The organism is Flavobacterium sp. 2755, from assembly GCF_031455715.1.
GTDB lineage: Bacteria > Bacteroidota > Bacteroidia > Flavobacteriales > Flavobacteriaceae > Flavobacterium.
The window spans coordinates 79,210-99,153 of sequence record NZ_JAVDTG010000015.1 but is presented as its reverse complement, the minus strand read 5'-3'; the positions used below and the strand labels follow the sequence as shown (position 1 = coordinate 99,153).

10 protein-coding genes are annotated in these 19,944 nt (G+C 35.4%); all 10 read right to left on the bottom strand.

Features of this window, described 5'->3' with window-relative positions; genetic code table 11:
• Window positions 1-70: 70 nt before the first annotated feature.
• The 10 genes from J2Y38_RS23850 to J2Y38_RS23805 all read right to left on the bottom strand — a co-directional run bounded on the left by J2Y38_RS23850 (window position 71) and on the right by J2Y38_RS23805 (window position 19,802).
• A complete protein-coding gene (locus tag J2Y38_RS23850) occupies window positions 71-1,042 on the bottom strand; it encodes a M20/M25/M40 family metallo-hydrolase (RefSeq protein ID WP_309847721.1) in 972 nt (323 codons plus the stop codon).
• A 160-nt stretch (window positions 1,043-1,202) separates the two neighbouring features.
• The gene (locus J2Y38_RS23845) at window positions 1,203-1,535 is read right to left on the bottom strand and encodes an L-rhamnose mutarotase (RefSeq protein ID WP_309847718.1); all 333 of its coding nucleotides are present in this window, start codon (window positions 1,533-1,535) and stop codon (window positions 1,203-1,205) included.
• A 17-nt stretch (window positions 1,536-1,552) separates the two neighbouring features.
• Window positions 1,553-2,602 (bottom strand): sialidase family protein, encoded by a 1,050-nt coding sequence (locus J2Y38_RS23840; protein ID WP_309847716.1) that lies wholly within the window; start codon window positions 2,600-2,602, stop codon window positions 1,553-1,555.
• 90 nt (window positions 2,603-2,692) lie between these two features.
• Window positions 2,693-4,291, bottom strand: a complete 1,599-nt coding sequence (locus J2Y38_RS23835) for a SusD/RagB family nutrient-binding outer membrane lipoprotein (protein ID WP_309847714.1) — start codon at window positions 4,289-4,291, stop codon at window positions 2,693-2,695.
• Between the two features lie 17 nt (window positions 4,292-4,308).
• Window positions 4,309-7,395, bottom strand: coding sequence for a SusC/RagA family TonB-linked outer membrane protein (locus J2Y38_RS23830; protein ID WP_309847712.1), 3,087 nt, complete (start codon window positions 7,393-7,395; stop codon window positions 4,309-4,311).
• Between the two features lie 262 nt (window positions 7,396-7,657).
• The gene (locus J2Y38_RS23825; RefSeq protein ID WP_309847710.1) at window positions 7,658-10,318 is read right to left on the bottom strand and encodes a glycoside hydrolase family 3 N-terminal domain-containing protein; all 2,661 of its coding nucleotides are present in this window, start codon (window positions 10,316-10,318) and stop codon (window positions 7,658-7,660) included.
• A 12-nt stretch (window positions 10,319-10,330) separates the two neighbouring features.
• On the bottom strand, window positions 10,331-12,580 hold the full coding sequence (locus tag J2Y38_RS23820; RefSeq protein ID WP_309847708.1) for a GH92 family glycosyl hydrolase: 2,250 nt from the start codon (window positions 12,578-12,580) through the stop codon (window positions 10,331-10,333).
• 4 nt (window positions 12,581-12,584) lie between these two features.
• On the bottom strand, window positions 12,585-14,069 hold the full coding sequence (locus J2Y38_RS23815; RefSeq protein ID WP_180859480.1) for an alpha-L-fucosidase: 1,485 nt from the start codon (window positions 14,067-14,069) through the stop codon (window positions 12,585-12,587).
• A gap of 268 nt (window positions 14,070-14,337) precedes the next feature.
• Window positions 14,338-16,659 carry a family 20 glycosylhydrolase gene (locus tag J2Y38_RS23810; RefSeq protein WP_309847703.1) on the bottom strand — a complete coding sequence of 774 codons (2,322 nt, stop codon included), beginning with the start codon at window positions 16,657-16,659 and terminating at the stop codon, window positions 14,338-14,340.
• A 5-nt stretch (window positions 16,660-16,664) separates the two neighbouring features.
• Window positions 16,665-19,802 (bottom strand): glycoside hydrolase family 2 TIM barrel-domain containing protein, encoded by a 3,138-nt coding sequence (locus J2Y38_RS23805; RefSeq protein ID WP_309847702.1) that lies wholly within the window; start codon window positions 19,800-19,802, stop codon window positions 16,665-16,667.
• Window positions 19,803-19,944: the final 142 nt, after the last annotated feature.

The window sequence follows — 19,944 nt, the reverse complement described above, 5'->3', positions numbered from 1 at the left end:
ATAGCATTGTCTTCTAAAAATACGAAAAGCCACTTCATTACAAAAGTGGCTTTTTTTAATATATATAATTCTAATCCTGCTTTATAAAAACCAATTCCTCATTATAATTCGCAATACTTACCAAGGCATTATAAATATATTTACTCACTAAAGCACCGCCTTCAAAATTAATTAAATCAATATCATCTTCGGGAGTGTGATATTGTGGATGTCCACCTGTGTGGAAACCTACGGCAGAAATCGAAGCTTTGTAAAAAGAAACATGATCAGATCCGCCAACATCTCCGGCGAAAACAACCGGATTTAGTCCGCTGTTTTGGCCTAGTTTTTTCATAAGATCGACTCCGTTTGGAAAAGTTCCTGCGCCGCCCATATAGATTTGTTTTTCGGCATTTAATCTTCCTACCATATCCATGTTCAGCATTACTTTTACAGCTTCATTTTTTATCGGCAAATGATTTATGAAATATTTCGAACCCAATAATCCTTCTTCTTCTCCGCTGAAAGAAATAAAAATAATACTTCTTTTCGGTTTGGTTTTCAACTTCGAAACTTCTTCCAAAATACACAATAAAGCCGAAACTCCAGAGGCATTATCATCTGCTCCATTATGAATCGCAATTGTATCTTTCTTTTTGCTTCCTGAACCACTTCCGCCCCAGCCCCAATGATCGTAATGTGCGCCAATAACGATAAATTCATTTTTGAGTTTTTCGTCAGATCCTTCAATATATCCTAAAACATTTTGTGTCGAAACACTGTCGGATTTTGTTTTGTTGATTCCTTCTTTTACAAATACTTTAAAAGGCTGATAATAGTTGTTATTAAATTCCTTTAAACCATACTTTTTAAAATATTTTTTGATGTAAGATGCTGCGTCGTTATTTCCTTTTGTTCCAACGAAACGACCTTCTAATTTATCTGAAGAAAGATATTTATCGTGTTTATAAAATGTCTGGGCTAAGCTGCTTTTTTGAGCATTTACAATAAAGCTGAAAAGTAACAAACCGTAAACAAAGTTTATCTTTTTAAAAAATCTCATAATTATAGTTATCTAAAATTGGCACACAGATGACACGGATTCGCTTCGCGAAAACGCTGATTAAAACGGATTTCTTTTTTTCTTTTTTTCTTTTTTTACAATAAAAATCTGTGCCCATCCGCGCCTTTGCGAAGCAAATCCGTGTCATCCGTGTGCCAACTTATTTAAGTTCAAAAATTTTATCCATTAAAATCCATTTTTCTCCTGATTTGGCTTGTGGCAAAGCTTTTTGGAATTTCCACATTAGCGTTTCCCATTCCTGCACTTTTGGATTTTCGGCATCTTGTTTTGCTTTTTCTGTAAATGAAAAATCGTCATTCGCCTCGATAATCATAAACAAGCGATCGCCAACATTGTAAATTTCTAAATTGATAATTCCTGAATCTTTGATGCTTTTCTGAATTTCAGGCCATACATTTTTATGGTAATCAATATATTCTGCAATTAAATCTGGGTGGTTATTTAAATCTAAGGCAAGACAGTGTTTTTGCATAATTCTGTTTTTAAAATTTATTTCAAATCAAATGTTGTGTGCTTGATAAACTTTCGATTATAAGTATACAAAATATGAATCTTTTTATCTGAAGTCTGAATAATGGCGGGATAACTGAATTCACCTTCCGGCTGATTTTCTAAATCGAATAATTTGTTCCAATTAACACCATCTTTTGAATATTCTACATCCAAAACATTTCTTCCGTTAAACCAGTCTTTTCCCATCTTAAGTGGATTATTCACCAGTAAAAAAGATTTATTTGATAAAGTTACGGCATCAACTCCAGAATTTGAATTTACAACATTAATGCTGTCTGTTTTCTGCCATGTTTTGCCGTTATCTTCAGACCAAGATGAGATTAATTTATTATGTCGGCTTCGGGATAAAATCTGGATTTCTTTATCAGAATGAACTAAAAATGTTGGCTGAATAATATCAAAATTCTTCTTGTCGTTAATAGCTGCAATTGTCCAATTGTCTGTTGCTTCGGTGTAAGTTTCTATAAAAACTCTCCATTTATTATCGCCAACACTTTCGGTGCTGCTTCCGCATAAAATAATTCCGGGAGTAGTTTCGATGGGTTTATTCCGAATTGGTCCTAAAATTCCTTTTGGAAGATATTTTGGATTACTCCAGCTTTTTCCATCATCTTTAGAAACAATCATCGCACCAAACCATTCTCGCGGATTTTTTCCAATTTTATAAAATAAATACAAATTCTGACTTTTACTTTTAAACAAAACTGGATTCCAGCATGGCAGAGTATCGCCGTCTTTAATCAAAGGTTCAATCAGTTTTTTTGGTGCCGACCATTTTTGCTCTTTATAAGATGAAATATAAATGCTGACATCTTTTGCGCCTTCATATTTTCCGCCAAACCAAGCTGCCAATAGTGTATTATTTTCTAACTCCACCAATGTTGAAGCATGACTGGCCGCTGTAACCGGATTTTCTGCAATATAATTTTGAGTAATGTTAACTGCTTTTGGTTCATTTTTAATTGATTTACAAGCAAGAAAAACAGAAACTAATAAAACAATTGAACCGTATTTTTTTAAATTCATAATCTGACTTTTATATAAAACAAAAGGAGAGTTTCCTCTCCTTTTGAATTTTTAAGTAAAGATTGTGTGGATCTTTACTCAACCAAATAATTATTTTGTATCCCACCAAAGTTTAGTTCCTCCAGAATCAGGACCTCCAAGTTTAGAGATTCCGTCTGTAACTGCATCTTTGTTTGAAGAATATTCGTTAGTAACATAAATGATACGTTTCATTAAGCTTTTTCCAACTCCCGGATCAGTATTATCTGTATTCAACGGCGGATAAATAACTTTTGCATCACTTCTACGTAAATCTGCCCAAGCTTCCCACGATTCTGGGAAAATTGCCAAATACTTTTGAACTGCAATTTGAGTTCGCTGATTTGCTTCTGTCCCAGACCATGCCACTGGCAATTTAACTGGAATGTCTTGTAAATCTAAAGTTGGATAAACTGTCAAAATGTTTGGTAATGTTGGTAATGTTGATCCTGCAATGTAAGCATTAACAGCTGCCGCATCAGTAATTCCCCATTGTGCTAATGACAATCTGATACCCGTTTCATACAAACTCTGAGCAGTTCCTCCCATATTCCATCCATTCAAAGCTCCTTCAGCTCTGCTTAAATAGTTTTCAGAAGCCATAAAGATCTCAATGTTTTTAGTTTCACTAAGGTTATTAGCTGCACCATTTCCTAAAACATCGTTATTAAAAGTAGAGAACTTAGTTGTTCCAAACTGATCTTCTAAACCTCCAATTGGATTACCTCTGTAAACAGGAGTAGCAGCTGCAGCATCAAGAGGAGCAAACCATTTTTCTAAACGTGGGTCTTTATATCCTACCAAGATACTTTCCATAGAAGCTGTCATTACATAACCCCAGCTGTTTACAATCATATTTAAATTGTTTGGCGTAATGTTGCTCGCTTTGAAAAAAGCACTTTGATCGTTTGTCTGCATTACACCTGCAGCTACAGCAGCTTCTGCTTCTGTTTTTGCTTTTGCAGGTTCTTTATCAGAAATTCTTAAAGCTAAACGAAGTCTTAAACTGTTTCCAAAAACTCTCCATTTTGCCACATTTCCTGCGTAAACTCTATCGTTTGGCTGAAATGAAGCCACAGTTGTTACAGAAGTAGCATTTAATGTAGCATTTGCTTCGTTCAATAATTTAAAAAAGTCTGTATAAATAAATTCTACGCTGTCATAAGCTACTTTTTCTTTTCCGTTTCCTGCTTCAGTGTAAGGAATTGGTCCGTAAGCATCAACCATTTGATTGTACATGAAAACTTTCCAGATTTTAAGAACTGCCAAAGCTTCAGCATTCCCTTCAGATGCTTTAATAGCATTATTTAAAGCCGGAACTGCAACGGTGTAAAATCTTGTCCATCCACGGCCTTCGTATCCGTTTACGAATGCATTTCTCTCTGTACCATATCCGCAATTTAAATATTGAATAAAAGTAGAAGATAAAATACCCGTAGCAATACCCCAGGTTCCCTGATCATCAACACCTGGCGATGAGTAAGACCCGTTATGGATACCTGCATAAAGCGCAGATGCAAATGAAGGACCCGCTAACGTAGCATCTAACTGATCTTCAGTCAATGAATTAGGATCTTTGTTTATTTCATCAAAGTCGCTGGTACAGCTTGATAAAATCGAAACTGCCATTAATGCAACTCCTAACGTTTTTATTTTAAAACTATATTTCATGATATCTCTTTATTTAATTAAAATCCAAATTTCACATTAACTCCATAATCTCTCGTTGAAGGAATGTTGAAAGATTCTATACCTTGCAGGTTTCCTGTTCCTGCTCCTGCCTCTGGATCAAAATATTTAGCTTTGTTCACGAAGAAGAATAAATTTCTTCCCACTAATGAAAAATCAATATTTGTAAATCCTGAATTACCTAATATACGTTTTGGTAAAGAATAACCAAAAACAAGCTCTCTTAATCTAATGTTTGTTGCATCATAAATAAAAGGTTCTGCAATAGGCGTTCTTTGTCCAATAGCTGTCCAGTATTGCTCTGCCGTAATACTTGTAGTATTTGGAGAATAAGTCCCGTTTCCGTTAGAAACAACACCATCAACAACAATTCCGCCTTCTCTTCCTGCTAAAGTAACATCACTAACTCCCAAACCAGCTTGTCTAGCCTGAGTGTATGAAATAACTTCACCGCCAATTCTAAAATCAACTAAGAAACTTAAAGAGAAATCTTTGTATTTAAAGTTATTTTTAAAACCTCCAGTCCAGTCTGGGTTAAAGTTTCCTGCACGTACATCAAAACCATTTGTTGCTAATGGAATACCTGCACTGTTTACAATAACATTTCCGTTTGGATCTCTTTGGAAACCTTTAATGTATAAATCTCCATACTCGCCGCCTTGAACAACTTTACTTCTTACCAAACGTCCTTCTCCAAGAACTAATTCATCTCTTCCATCATAAATCGATTTTACTTTTGATTTATAAGAAGCGTAGTTTGCTGTAATATCCCAGCTAAAGTTTTCTGTTTGAATAGGAGTTGCTGTAAGCGTAAGCTCGATACCTTTATTTTCAATATCTCCACCATTTACAATCGCTCTTGAGAAAGAAGAAGATTCTGGAGTATTGATATAGAAAATTTGGTTATCAGTTAATGTATTAAAGTAGGTGAAATCTAAACCTAAACGATTATTAAAGAATCTCACATCGGCACCAAACTCTGTAGAAGAAGAAATCTCTGGTTTTAAGTTTGGATTTGCTTTTGTGCTTTGTCCGTATAACATACCGCCGTTTCCACCAATGTATGAAAATCTTTGTTGTGTTTGATAAGGATCAGTATCGTTACCAACTTGCGCATAAGAAGCTCTTAATTTTGCGAAACTGATTACTTCCGGTAATTTAACCATATCTGAAATCACAGCTGAAAGACCTGCAGAAGGATAGAAATAATCTGTTGGTAAAGTTGAAGACCAGTCATTTCTTGCCGTTAAATCTAAGAATAAATAGTTTCTGAAACCAATTTGACCAAATCCATAAACAGAGTTAATTCTTTTTTCTGAAGCTGTAGAAGTTGATTGAATTGTCTGTACGTTAGACAATGCAAAATAGTTTCTTTTACTTAAAACTCCTCCTGAATTTAAAGCAGAATTACTTTGCTGCAATGAACTCGCACCAGCATTAAGTCCAACAGAAAAATCTCCAAATTTTTCATTGTAAGAAAGTAAAGCATCAATATTCAATTCACTTACTGTTTCATAAGATTCGCTGTATGAACCTAAGTTATTGTTGAAGGCTACAGTTGCATATCTGTTTCTTACGTTTTTGTTTGTCATTTGGTCTAAACCAGCTCTACCTTGTAAACTTAACGTTTTTGTAAATTCATATTTAAGAGAAGCTAAACCAATGAATCTGTTTCTTTTATCTGAACGGGCATCGTCTCTTAAAGCAGACCAAAATGGGTTTCCACCCGGAGATCCTGTTTCGTCGATAAAATAATTCATTTGTCTTTGTCCTGCAGCATCAAAATATTCGAAGTTTTTATAATCGTTATAAGCAATACTACGAGGCAATAAATAAGCTGATGTTCCAATAGATTCTTCACCAGTTCTTAATAAGTTATCGATGTCCTGAACGATGTAGTTAGTTTTTACATCTAATGATAATTTATCAGAAATTTTACTAGTCAATCTTAAGTTAAGATTGTGTCTGTCTAATTGGTTTCCGCCAACAATACCTTCAGCGCGCGTGTTAGTGTAAGAGAAATAACCCTGCGCTTTTTCGTTACCAGCTGTTACCGTTAAAGTATTAGCTAAATTGTAACCTGTTTTGTAAAAATCAATAACGTTGTTTGGTTGTGGAGAATAACTTTGTGTAGCCGGCCCAGCATAATTTGGGTTACGAACTAACTGCCAGTTTGAAACCTGACTTCCGTCTAATTTTCCTCCCCAGCTTGAGCTAGAAGTTGGATTGTAAACTCCGTTTGCTCCCTGTCCATACTCATTTTGTAAATTCATCAGGTTATATGCAGATGAAGCCATGAAATTAGAAGATACCGAAACAGATGTTTTTCCTGATTTTCCTGATTTTGTTGTAATTACGATAACACCATTACTCGCTCTTGATCCGTAAAGAGCTGCTGCAGAAGGTCCTTTCAAAACAGTCATCGAAGCAATATCCTCCGGATTGATGTTTGAAATACCGTCTGGCTGTGTAGTTCCTCCTGTGTCAATATCAGGGTTTGTTGTAGTTGTACCGTTACTAATAGGCACACCATCTACTACATATAATGGCTGGTTATTTCCGTTAAGAGATCTGTTACCTCTTAATGTAATTCTTGAAGAAGAACCAACACCATTTGAAGTTGTAGAGTAGTTAAGACCAGCAACTTTACCAGATAGTGAGTTAGCAACGTTTAATGACCTTGCTTCTGATAATTCGTCTACTCCAATGTTTTGAGCTGAATACGTAATTGCTTTTTTCTCTCTCTTGATACCAAGAGCAGTTACTACTACTTCTCCTAATTGTTGTGCCGAAGCTCCTAAAGCAGCATTAATGGTAGTTTGAGTTCCCACGGCCACTTCTTTTGAAGCTGAACCAACATAAGAGAAAACCAAAACTGCTGATTGATTTGGAACCGTAATAGAGTACTTACCATCAAAATCTGATGATGTACTTGTTTTTGTTCCTTTAACAACAACATTTGCCCCAGGGATCGGAATTCCGCTTTGGGCATCTGTTATCGTTCCTTTTACTGTTGTTTGTGCTTCCAGATTTTGAAATCCAAATAAGCATATCACAAACAGTAATTTTAGTACGTTCTTGATCATATTTAGTTGTTTTTTGAGTTAATAACATGTTAAACTTAAGAATACATTTTGTTAACAGGATATAATTTCGACAAATGACAAGTTTGAAAAGGTGTTGGGAATACATTTATCTTTTAAGGGTACGAAAACGTTTTAAATTGTAATCTTTATCCTCTTTATTTCCAACACCTTGTTCGCATTAATCGAAGTGTTTTACTCTTTTTTCAACTACATTCTTTTCTAAATGACTTAAACGTTAAATATATTATTCAATTTGTGCGAATTAGTTCAAAACTTTGAAATTTGTTTTGATCAAATCCGTAGAATTTCCTCCAACCATAACTTCAAAATCTCCCGGCTCTACAACACGCTTCATTTCTCTGTTCCAAATAGATAACTCATCTGGTGTAAGTATAAACTCAACCGTTTTAGTTTCACCTTTCTTAACATTTAATCTTTTGAATCCTTTTAAGGTTTTTTCTGGAGTTGTAGTGCTGCTGTAAACATCTTTAATGTATAATTGTACAACCTCGTCTCCGTCTCTGCTTCCAACGTTTTTAACATCAACCGAAACTTTTAGCTCTCCGTCAGCTTTAATTTCTTTTGAACTGATTTTCAAATTTGAATATTCAAACTTCGTATAACTCAATCCGTAACCGAATGTATATAAAGGATGTTCGCTCTCTGCTACATATCTATGAATCGCAGATCGTTTTTGGTTATAATATATAGGTAACTGTCCAACTGATTTTGGAACTGTAATTGGCAATCTTCCACCCGGATTATAATCTCCAAATAAAACATCAGCCACAGCTCTTCCGCCTAACTCTCCCGGAAACCAGCCTTCAACAACAGCCGGAATATTTTCTGCAATCCAGTTTGTCGAAAGCGGACGTCCGTTTAACAATACACAAACCACAGGAGTTCCTGTTTTTTGAATTTCTTCGATCAATTCCTGCTGCATCCCGAATAAATCTAAAGAAGCAACATCTCTGTTTTCCTCCACCAATTCGTTTGATTCTCCTAAAACTACAATCGCAACATCGGCTTTTTTAGCAGCATCGATTGCAGGCTGTAAGTTTACTTTTTCTAAATTCCAGCGTAAGTGCGCTCTGGCTCCCCAGCCGCCTTCCCACATTTCAATGCGGACTTTGTATTTTTTTCCTGCTTCAATGTTTTTTGGCGTTGTAACCATGCTTGTCGCACCTTTTGTCCAGTTGTCGATTACCAATTGATCATCAATCCACATTCTGATTCCGTCATCAGAGCTTAAACCTATCCAGCCGTCAAATGCTTTATCTGATTTAATGTAACCAGTCCAACGAATTGAGAAATCATCATCTGTAACACCATCACCCGGAGACCAAGGCCAGTCAAACTCTAGTTGATTGTCAATACGTGTCAATGCCGGAGTTCCTTCTACATTTCTGTTATTGAAATATTCACCTTTTAATCCGTTTTGAGCTTCATCCGGAGTAAATAAATATTTAGATGGAATAATTTGTCCTTTTACAATTAAAGGAACACCTTCTTCATAAACTACGTTGGCCGTTTTTCCAACTAATTGTTGAATACCTTCGTAAACTGTCGTTCCAACGCTGTTTTTTGGAGCATAACCTCCCAATCTTGAAGCATTTGCATTTGGCCCAATAACAGCAACATTTTTTATGTCTTTACTTAAAGGCAGAATATTGTTGTCATTTTTCAACAAAACCATAGATTTCTGAGCTGCTTCCAGAGCAACATTCTGATTTTCTTTAGTATGAAAACGTTCTTTAATTAAGTTTTTATCAGTGTATGGATTTTCAAATAATCCCAATAAGAATTTCAAACGTAAAACTCCTCCGGCAGCACGGTCAATCTGCGCCATTGTCAATTTCTTTTCGTTTACCAATTCTATAATACTCGTTTGCCAGAATTCATTTGTAAAATCATAAAACTGCATATCAACTCCAGCTGCAATGGCTTCTCTGATACTTTCTTTTGGAGAACTGGTAACAAAATGCGTTACCTGAAGGTATTTTATAGCCCCTAAATCTGAAACTACAATTCCTTTAAAACCCCATTCATTTCTCAAAACATCAGTCAATAACCAATGATTCGCTGCACAAGGAATTCCGTCTAATTCAGAATACGCACACATCGTTCCCAATGCTCCGCCTTTTCTGAATGCTTTTTCAAATGATGGAAGATGATCTTCTCTCGCCGAACGTTCTCCGACTAAAATTGGAGAAGAATTTCCTCCCGCCTGCGGAATACCGTGAACGGCAAAATGTTTAGGTTCTGCAATAATCGAACGATCTGATTTTAAATCATCGCCCTGCATTCCTTTAATCATCGCCAGACCAATTTCACTGTTTAAATACGCATCTTCACCAAAAGTTTCGGCAACGCGTCCCCAGCGTGGTTCGCGGCCTAAATCTAAATTTGGACCTAAACCAAAATGAACGCCGTGCGATCTTGCTTCCATTGCAATTACTTTTCCCACTTTGTCCATTACGCTTGTATCCCAGGTCGCTCCAAGACCAATATTCATTGGGAAAGCTGTACTTCCTTCATCTAAATAACCGTGAAGCATCTCGCACATAATCAATGCAGGAATTCCCCATTTATTTTTTTTAATTATCTCGCTTTGAAGGTCATTTATCATTTTAGCCGAACGTGGATAAATATCGTGAATCGCCCCAATTCCCAGATTTCCAATTTTAGCATCTGATTTTACTTTAGAGAAATCTTCTTTTTCTTTAAAAAATTCGCCTTTGTACATATCCATCTGGCGCACTTTTTCTTCAAGCGACATACGGCTTAACAAGTCTTTTACCCTATCTTCTGTCGGTAGTTTTGCGTCTTGATACGGGTATTTTTTCTGCGCATAGATTTGGTTAAAAAAACCTACAGCCATTACAAAAATAATGGCTGTTTTTTTGATTTTGAGTTGTAACATAGTTGTGAGAGTTTAATTTTGAATCACTTTGAGCGTTCCTCCATTCACAAAATCATCGTGTGAAATAAAATAACTGTTCAGTGGTTTTCCGTTTAATTCTATTGTTTTGATTTTTCCATCAGTATTGATTTCTTTTTCAATAACAATATTTTCTTTTTTATAATATCTTGAATCTAATTTGATTGTTACTTTATCAAACATTGGTGTTGTAATTGTATAAATTGGGTCGCCGGGAGATATTGGATAAAATCCCATCATAGAATATACCAACCAAGCCGACATTGTTCCGGTATCATCATTTCCGGGTAATCCTTTTGGTTTGTTTTGAAAATATTCCTGTACTAGTTTTTTAACCAGTTCCTGACTTCTCCATTCTTCGCCTTTTACATAATTGAATAAGTAGGGATAAGCAATATCCGGCTCGTTTGCCATATCAAATTTTTTCGTATCAAAAACTTTTTGCAATTGATCTGTGAAAGGTTTATCACCGCCCATTAATTTCATCAATCCTTTGATATCATGCGGAACCATAAAAGCATATTGCCACGCATTTCCTTCGATAAAACCAACATTTGCTTCAAAATTAGATCCTGCTTCAGGGTCAAAAGGTTCGTACCAATTTCCGTTAGCAATTCTTGGACGCAGTAATTTTAAATTTTTGTCAAATAATTTTTGGTACGATAGTGAACGTTTAGCAAAACGTTTATAATCTTCTTTTTCACCCAAAGCTTTTGCTAAAAGTGAAATCGCATAATCTGAAGTATTGTATTCCAGCGTTGTAGAAACAGGCCCGGGATAATTAGTCGATAAATATCCTTTTTCTATATATTCTTTAAGCCCCGGACGCAGCGGATTATTTTCAATTTGGTCTGCTCCTTTCAACATGGCATAATAGGCTTTATAAACATCAAAATCCTGAATTCCTTTTAAGCAGGCGTCGACAATAACAATGCTTGCCGGATCTCCTACCATTGTAAATGTTTCTGTAGAGTTTAATTCCCATTTTGGCAGCCAGCCGTTTTCATCATACATTTTCAACATGCTTTTTATCATATCCGATTGCTGCTTAGGATAAACTAAAGAGGTTAAAGGATGCATGTTTCGATACGTGTCCCATAATGAAAATACGGTATAACGGGTTCCGTCGGTTTTACCAATTTTGGTTCTTTTAATCTGCGGATATTCTCCGTTTACATCATTTAAAGTATTCGGATGAATTAACGTGTGATACAAAGCCGTGTAGAAAATTGTTTTGTCATCTTCGGAACCGCCTTCAACTAAAATCTTCGAAAGTTCGTCGTTCCATTCTTTGTAAGTGTCTTTATAAACGGCGTCAAACGATTTATCTCCGGTTTCTTTTTCTAAATTTTCTCTGGCATTTTCGATGCTTACATACGAAATTCCAATTTTAACTTCAACCGTTTCTTGTTTGTCAAATTTGTAACTGAAATAACTTCCAATACTATCGCCAACTACTGTTTTGATGGTATTTTTCATTATTCTTGCTTTGCCGTTATAACCTCCCATCCATTGTGCTTCAACACCGTTGTATTTGGAAGGTTTTTTCCAAACACCGAATTTTTCAGCAGGTTTAGAAAACTTAGCTACAAAATAAACCGGATAAGCATCTTCCGGGCTATTATAACAAAATGAGCCAACGGAACGCATTCCTTCAATTTCTGTGGAAGAAACCACTTTAATCATCGAGCCTTCTTCATTCGTTAATCCTAAACCAAGATTTATCAAAATGTTCGACTGCCCTTTCGGGAAAGAGAATCTGCTTACACCAACTCGTTTTGAAGCTGTAAACTCTCCTTTAACTTTATATTTCTTGAGGTCAACGCTGTAATATCCGGCTTTTGCCACTTCATTAGAATACGTCGATCCGTATTTTAAATGATCGATTTCAAGATTTCCAGTGGTTGGCATCAATAAAATAACGCCTAATTCAGGACAACCCACACCGCTTAAATTAACCTGACTGAATCCTGTTAAAAAGGTGTTTTCGTTTACATATGGATTTGAAAGCCACTGACTGTCTTTTTCCATTGGAGTATTTTTTACTCCGGCAACATTAAACGGACTTATACTTGCCATTCCACGTGGTGCAATCGGTCCCGGAAAAGCAGCTCCAAAATTGGAAGTTCCAATAAACGGATTCACATAATCTGCCGGTTGTTGTGCAAAACTTGTGATGCTAAAAAACAGCATGCAAAAGCTGCATGCTGTTTTTAAAATTAATTTTTTTGATATTGAAAACATATTCTTATCTGTTAATAGCTTCTATTTTTAAAGTCCATGCTTCTTTTGCAGGTAAATTATTTCTAAGGCTTTCCGGAATTACAACTTTAAATCCGTTTCCTTCTTTTGTCCATTTTAGAGAAGTTTTAGAACCTAACATGGTAATTTTTGTTCCTTTTTTAGGGCTGATAGATTTCACTGTAACGCTTGCAGGAATTTTATCTTCTCCGTCTTTTGCTAAATAAAAAGCAAATACATTTCCAGCCTTATTTTGTGTAAAGCAGATGTTGTCTTCTTTAAAAGGCTCAATTGGTTTTGTATCATAAATCGCAACACTGTTTACTTTCATCCAGTCTGCGTAAGCTTGCAATAAATCATAAGCACCTTGCTGCCATTCTCCTTCCGGGCTTGGTGCAACGTTTAATAATAAGTTTCCGCCTTTTGCAACAATATCAACCAACATATGAATTCCTTGTCTTCCTGTCATGTATTTTGCATCTGGAGTATAAGACCATCCACCGCCAGAAGTAATACAAGATTCCCAAGGATAAGGTAATGTTTTTGCAGGAACTCGACCTTCTGGAGTTAAATAATTTTGGTTTTTTCCGTGAACTGCTCTGTCAACCACGATTAATCCTGGTTGTTTTTGGCGTGCTTTCACCACCAATTCGTCCATTTTTGGATCCTGATCTACTACTCTGTGTTTGATGAAACCGTTTTTAGATTCGTTTTCAGCAAATTTCTCGTCGTAGTTTTCTTTTAAATTTTGCTGATCTCTTTTTCTAACCCAACCTCCGTCAAGCCATAAAATATCTACTTTACCGTAATTAGTAAGGATTTCTAAAATTTGATTGTGTGTGAAATCAACATATTTCTGCCATTTTTCTGGATATAGTGACGGATCGTAATTTACGTTTCTGTCGAAAGGTGGAAAATACGGATCCCAGTAATTTTCGTTATGCCAGTCTGGTTTTGAGAAATAAGCTCCAGTTGAAATATTCTCAGCTCTAAAAGCATTGAAAACTTCTTTTAAAACATCGGCTTTTGGATTTGTGCTGAAAGGACAATCTTTGTCTGTTACTTTATAATCAGAATATTTAGTATCGTACATATTAAATCCGTCATGGTGTTTGGTGGTAAAAACCATGTATTTCATTCCCGCTGCTTTTGCCGCTTTTGCCCATTTTGTCGGATCAAATTTGGTTGGGTTGAAAGTCTTTTTCAAACCTTCATAATCTTTTACATATTGATTATAATTGGCAGGATTACTTCCTTTTTTACGTTCGCACCATCCATAATCTTCCGGGCATATTGACCATGATTCTACAATTCCCCATTGGCTGTAAGTTCCCCAGTGCATTAATAATCCAAACTTTTTGCCTTGCCATGCCTCTAAATTTTTCAACACCAACGGATCCGTTTCCGGTACATAACGCTCATCTTCATAAATGGCCTGCGAAAACATTTGAACGGAAAATAATAACGCGATTATGAATATTCCTCTTTTCATCTTTATTCTATTTATAGTTTTTTGTTTTTGTTTAATTGTAAAATTCACATTTCAACACATAGATACATAGCTCCCATAGTTTATAAAAAAAAGGCGTTTCACTTGCATTAACAAACATTGAAGCTATGTGTGAGAAACTAGTTTCTTTTTATACCCTTTTTTTATTCATTCAAAAAATAAACCTATGTTTCTATGTGTTTAAAAATTATGCGTAATCTCAACTTTGTCAAAGTTTAAAACTTTGACAAAGTTCGAAACGTGCTAAGTTTTAATTCACTAAAATCTCATCCACAAACAACCAAGAACTTTCTCCTTTCGGACTTTTCTTAAGGTTATAAGCGATTACTTTTACAAATCGTGTATTGACTTTTCCAAAATTGATTTTGAAATCCTTCAATTCCGAAGTCACATTTGGAGCATACGGACGTGAAACTTTACCAACTTCCTGATATTTAATTCCGTCATTAGAAACCAAAACTTTAATTTTTACAGGAAAATTAACTCCGGCTCCCTGACTTTCTAAAGCTCCTACAATTACCTGCTCAACGCTTTCCTGTTTTTCAAAATCGATTACCAATTCCATATCATTAACAAGCCATGCCTGCCATTGTCCGTCATGGAAGTTTTTACTTCCTCGAATTGTATTGACCATCGTATTGGCATCTCCTTTATAATTATCATTATAAGGCGTTAAATATTTTACTTTTTGGGCAAAAGCTTTATGGAAAATAATAGTATCTGTAAATGTTTTTCCAACTGGTTTTTCATCCTGAAATAAAGAAGCTTTTAAAACAGTAGTTTCTTTAAATTCAATTGGGTTTATATATTTCACCGCATGATGATCGATCGTTTTATCTCCTAAAACATATCGAATATCCGGATTTGGAAATTCATTTTTCAACGTCACATTAATTTGTTTTTTAGCCAAATCTGCTGTTGAAGAAGCGGTCACCAAATAAGCACTTTTAGCATAATTGATTCCCAAATAATCATAACGATTTAACATCGGTTTTAGTCTCGTTGTAAAATCAATCCAGTTACGGCTTTCTTTTGAACTCCATAAAACCTCAGCCATTGCAGCCAGTCTTGGAAAAATCATGTATTCTGAGTCCTTTGGTCCCGAAAGATATTCTGCCCATAAATTGGCTTGTCCGCCCAAAACATGATTCGCTTCTGCAGGCGACATTGTTGGCACAATTGGCTCAAATTCGTACACTTTATTTAAAGGATTATAAGCATCAAAAGCTAATGGTTCTTCATTTTGAGGACCTTGATAAAAATTAAAATAACAAGGAGATTCTGGAGTCATAATGACATCATGGCCTTGATCTGCCGCTTCAATACCTCCTTTTGTTCCTCTCCAGCTCATTACAGTTGCTTCCGGAGCTAAACCGCCTTCTACAATTTCATCCCAGCCAATTACTTTTTTACCTTTAGAATTGATGTATTTTTCAATACGTTTTACAAAATAACTTTGCAGTTCCGTTGAATTTTTCAATCCTAAATCTTTCATTCTTTTTTGGCAGTTCGGACATTTATCCCAATTGGTTTTTGTCGCTTCATCGCCTCCAATATGAATGTATTTTGATGGAAAAATGGTCATTACTTCGTCTAATACATTTTGCAGAAATTCAAACGTAGATTCTTTTCCTGCACAATAAATATCTGTAATAGGCCAAACTCCGCCAGACGGAACACCAATACGCTGATCAAAACAAGCCAGTTCCGGATAAGCTGCAATGGCAGAACTTACGTGCGCCGGCATTTCGATTTCTGGAATTACTTCGATGTTTTTGCTTGCTGCATATTTTACGATTTCTTTTAATTCTTCCTGAGTAAAAAATCCTCCGTAAGTTCCTTTTTCATCAGGGTTTGTGGCTAATCTGGCATTCCATGCTACATTTTCCTGATTCACTCTCCATGCTCCAACTTCGGTTAGTTTAGGATATTTCTTAATTTCAATTCTCCATCCCTGATCGTCTACTAAATGCAAATGCAAAACGTTCATTTTGTGCATTGCCAAACGATCGATTGTTGCCAGAATATAATTTTTATCGAAAAAATGACGTGATAAATCCAGCATTAAACCTCTCCATTGAAAACGCGGTTCGTCTGTAATCACAACATTCGGAATCTGCCATTTTGCAGATGAAATTGCATAAGTGCTTTCAATAGCCGTTGGAAGCAATTGTCTAATCGTTTCTAATCCGTAGATAAAACCGGCATTTCCTTTTGCTGTAATCGTGATTATATTATTATTTACCTCAACTTTATACGCTTCTTTATGCAGATTTGGATCTGTTTTAAACTGAACAAAATTGTTCTGCGGTGCTTTTACGCCCAAAACTGGACGCCAGCCTGCAGCCACTTCAAATTTGTTGATTAAAGCGTTTGAAATATCTTTTTGAAAATCAGTATTGGCAACAAAAACGGTATTTTTAGAAAACTCAAAACTTCCTGACTGAATCAAAACCTGATTGGGTTTCGGGATGATTTGAATGTCTTTTGCAGTAAAAACTTTTTTCTGACTGTAACCCAAACTTAAAACAGTTAAGAAGATTAAGACGAATAAGGGTTTTAATGATCTCATAATTATTATTTTAAAGATGGTGTTATTTTAAATTGATACTGATAATTTTTTCCTCTTAAAAGATATTTTTCCATAGGCCATGCCTGCCAGCTGTCGATTCCGCCAACTCCCATTTGTTTAGAATCAATTTTTAAACTCGTTAAATCTCTTTCTTTCAATTCGGCAGCGTGTCTTTGGTCTTTTTGCAGTCCGTCGTCTAAATCTTCATTTAAAAAATGTAAAGCGGTTACGGCCAATAATTCATCTGATGTTACGGTTAATTTCAATTTATCTCCTGATAATTCTAAGAAACGTACATCGGTTTTATTTCCCGTTTCCTGTGGACGGATGTATGGATAATATTGTTCTGAAACCGTTTGTGTATACAATCCCACTTTTGAACTGTAATTTCTGTCGATATAATTTTCGTGCGGACCTCTTCCGTAATAGGTCATATTGCTAAAATCTCTCGGAACAATTACTTCCATTCCAAATCTTGGTAAAATTGGCTGTTCTTTGTTTTTATCAATATTTAAAACTTCTTTTACGACTAATTCCCCGTTTCCGTTTAATTCATAATTCAATTCTAAAGTCGAAGAAACCTGTGGTAAACTATACGTTGCTTTTACCAGAATTTTATTGTCTTTAGTTGGAGTAAATGTCCAGTTTACCAAAGTCGGATTTTCTGTTGCATCTTTCCACGCTTTTAAGTTTACTTGAAAATTAGCTCCAAAATCATTATCGTTTGGTGCTCTCCAAAGATTGGGACGTAATTGATATCCGTCTTTTATAATAGGCTGATTATTGAAGGAATAACCGCTGATAAATCCTGTTTTTTTGTCGAAAGTAACCTCAGCTTTGTCACTTTTGAAAACCGTAGCATTGTTTTTTTTCTCCACGGTGATTTTTGATGCGCCTTCGATTTTAATATCGTTTTTCCAATTTCCTTTATACGCCAGTTGCTCTGTCGCAATTTCGAAACCTTTTGGTAAAAATGGTTCTTCTTGTTTTAACTGATAGCTGATGTTTATAAAAGCTTCCTGAAATTTTTTATCGCCTAATTTAATGGGCAATGTATAGGTTTTTGATTGTGTTGGATCGATTGCTAAATAATCGATAACGCCTGTCGTTTCTTTCACTCCGTCTAAAATTAAGGTCCAATGCAAAGTTACGTTGCTTAAATCTTTAAACGTAAATTCATTGTAAACTTTTATTGTAGCCGTTTCCTGATTTCCCCAGGAAGTTAGGATATTTTGATACACATTTCGTACTTCAAGCGCATGCGGATTTGGTTTTCTGTCTACCGTAAAAACTCCGTTGTTCACAAAGTTATTATCGCTTTTTACATCTTTTGGTCCAAAATCTCCTCCGTATGCTAAAATCGTAGTTCCGTTATCCAGTTTTTTATAAACCGACTGATCGATCATATCCCAAATGAAACCTCCCTGAAAGTTTGGATATTTACGAATAACATCCCAATAATCTTTAAAATTTCCCATTGAATTCCCCATTGCATGCGCATACTCGCACTGAATGTAAGGTCTTGACGGATTTGGATTTGCCAGAATATATTCTTCCATTTTGTTTGGAGAACTGTACATTGGATCGATAATGTCTGAATCCCATTCGAATTTTAAATCTTTTCCGTCCCAAGCGCCCGCAGTCGCTCTTTCGTATTGAATTGGTCTTGATTTATCACGGTTTTTAATCCACAAATAACCTCTGTAAAAGTTGTAACCGTTTCCGGCTTCGTTCCCCATACTCCAGATAATGATTGAAGTATGATTTTTATCTCTTTCGATCATTCGCTGCATACGCTGAATGTGCGCCAATTCCCAGTCTGGTTTATTCCCCAAAGTTTTGGTAATATCATAACCCATTCCGTGTGATTCAATATTGGCTTCATCAACCACATAAATTCCGTATTTATCGCATAATTCGTAGAAATATTCATCGTTTGGATAATGCGACATTCTCACCGCATTGATATTAAATTCTTTCATTAATTTAATATCCTGTTCCATTCTTTCTCTTGAAATTGTCTGTCCTGTAATTGGGTCAACTTCATGACGATTTACACCTTTTATGTAAATCGCTTTTCCGTTTACTAAAAGCTGTCCGCCTTTAATTTCTACTTTTCTAAATCCAACATTTTGATTGATAACTTCAATTACAGTTCCTTTTTTATCTTTTAAAATAAAACGTACCTGATATAAATTCGGAATTTCTGCACTCCATTTCTTCGGATTTTCTACAGCAAAATCAAATGTTTGTTTTTCGCTTAAAGCGGAAATAACTTTTGAGGTTACAATCTTGTCTCCATCTTTTAACTGAACATCTAAAGTATAACTGTCTTTTTTATCTAAATCAGAAAATTGAGTTGTGATTTTTAAACTTCCATTTACGTATTTGGCATCTAAATCCGGAATAATTTCGAAGTCATTTAAATGGGCTTTATTTCTGGCAACCAAATAAGAATCTCTTGTAATTCCGCTCATTCTCCACATGTCCTGACATTCTAAATACGAACCGTCATTCCATTTCATTACCTGAAGCACAATCGTGTTTTTTCCGGTTTTTACGTATTTGTTTAATTTGAATTCAGAAGGTAATTTTCCGTCTTCGCCATAACCTACATAAACACCATTTACCCAAACGGTTAAGTTTGATTTTGCTGTTCCGATATGCAGAAAAATATCTTTTCCTTCCCAGGATTTATCAATGTTGATTTCTCTTCTGTAAACTCCTGTCGGGTTATATTTTGTTGGAACAAACGGCGGATTTGGTGCCATTAAATAATCAAAATCGTAAGTTGTATTTACATAAACCGGATATCCATAACCGTTTACATCCCAGCTTGCCGGAATTTTGAAATTATCCCAGATATTATCGTTAAAATTGGTTTTCTCAAAATCTTTGGGAAGCGCCGCCGGATTATCCACATATTTAAATTTCCAGGCTCCGTTAATGTCTAAGTAATTTTTAGATTGTCTCCATTCGTTTTTAGCAGCTAATGTTTCGTTTTCAAAAACATAATAGGCGGCGTGCATGGGCTCTCTATTATCTTCATTGATTTTTTCATTCTGCCAAAACGGAACTTTTTCTTGTGCATTAACAGTTAAAACTGAAAGTAATAAGGTTAATATGGATATTGTTGTTTTCATTCTTTGTTTTTGTTTGAACACATAGCCCCGATTGTTATCGGGATAGATTGTGAGAGAAGAATCTATGTAACTATGTGTTTAAAATTTTTATTCTCAATTGAGTTTTTCTCAATTTTTGTCATTTCGACGGAGGAGACCCGAG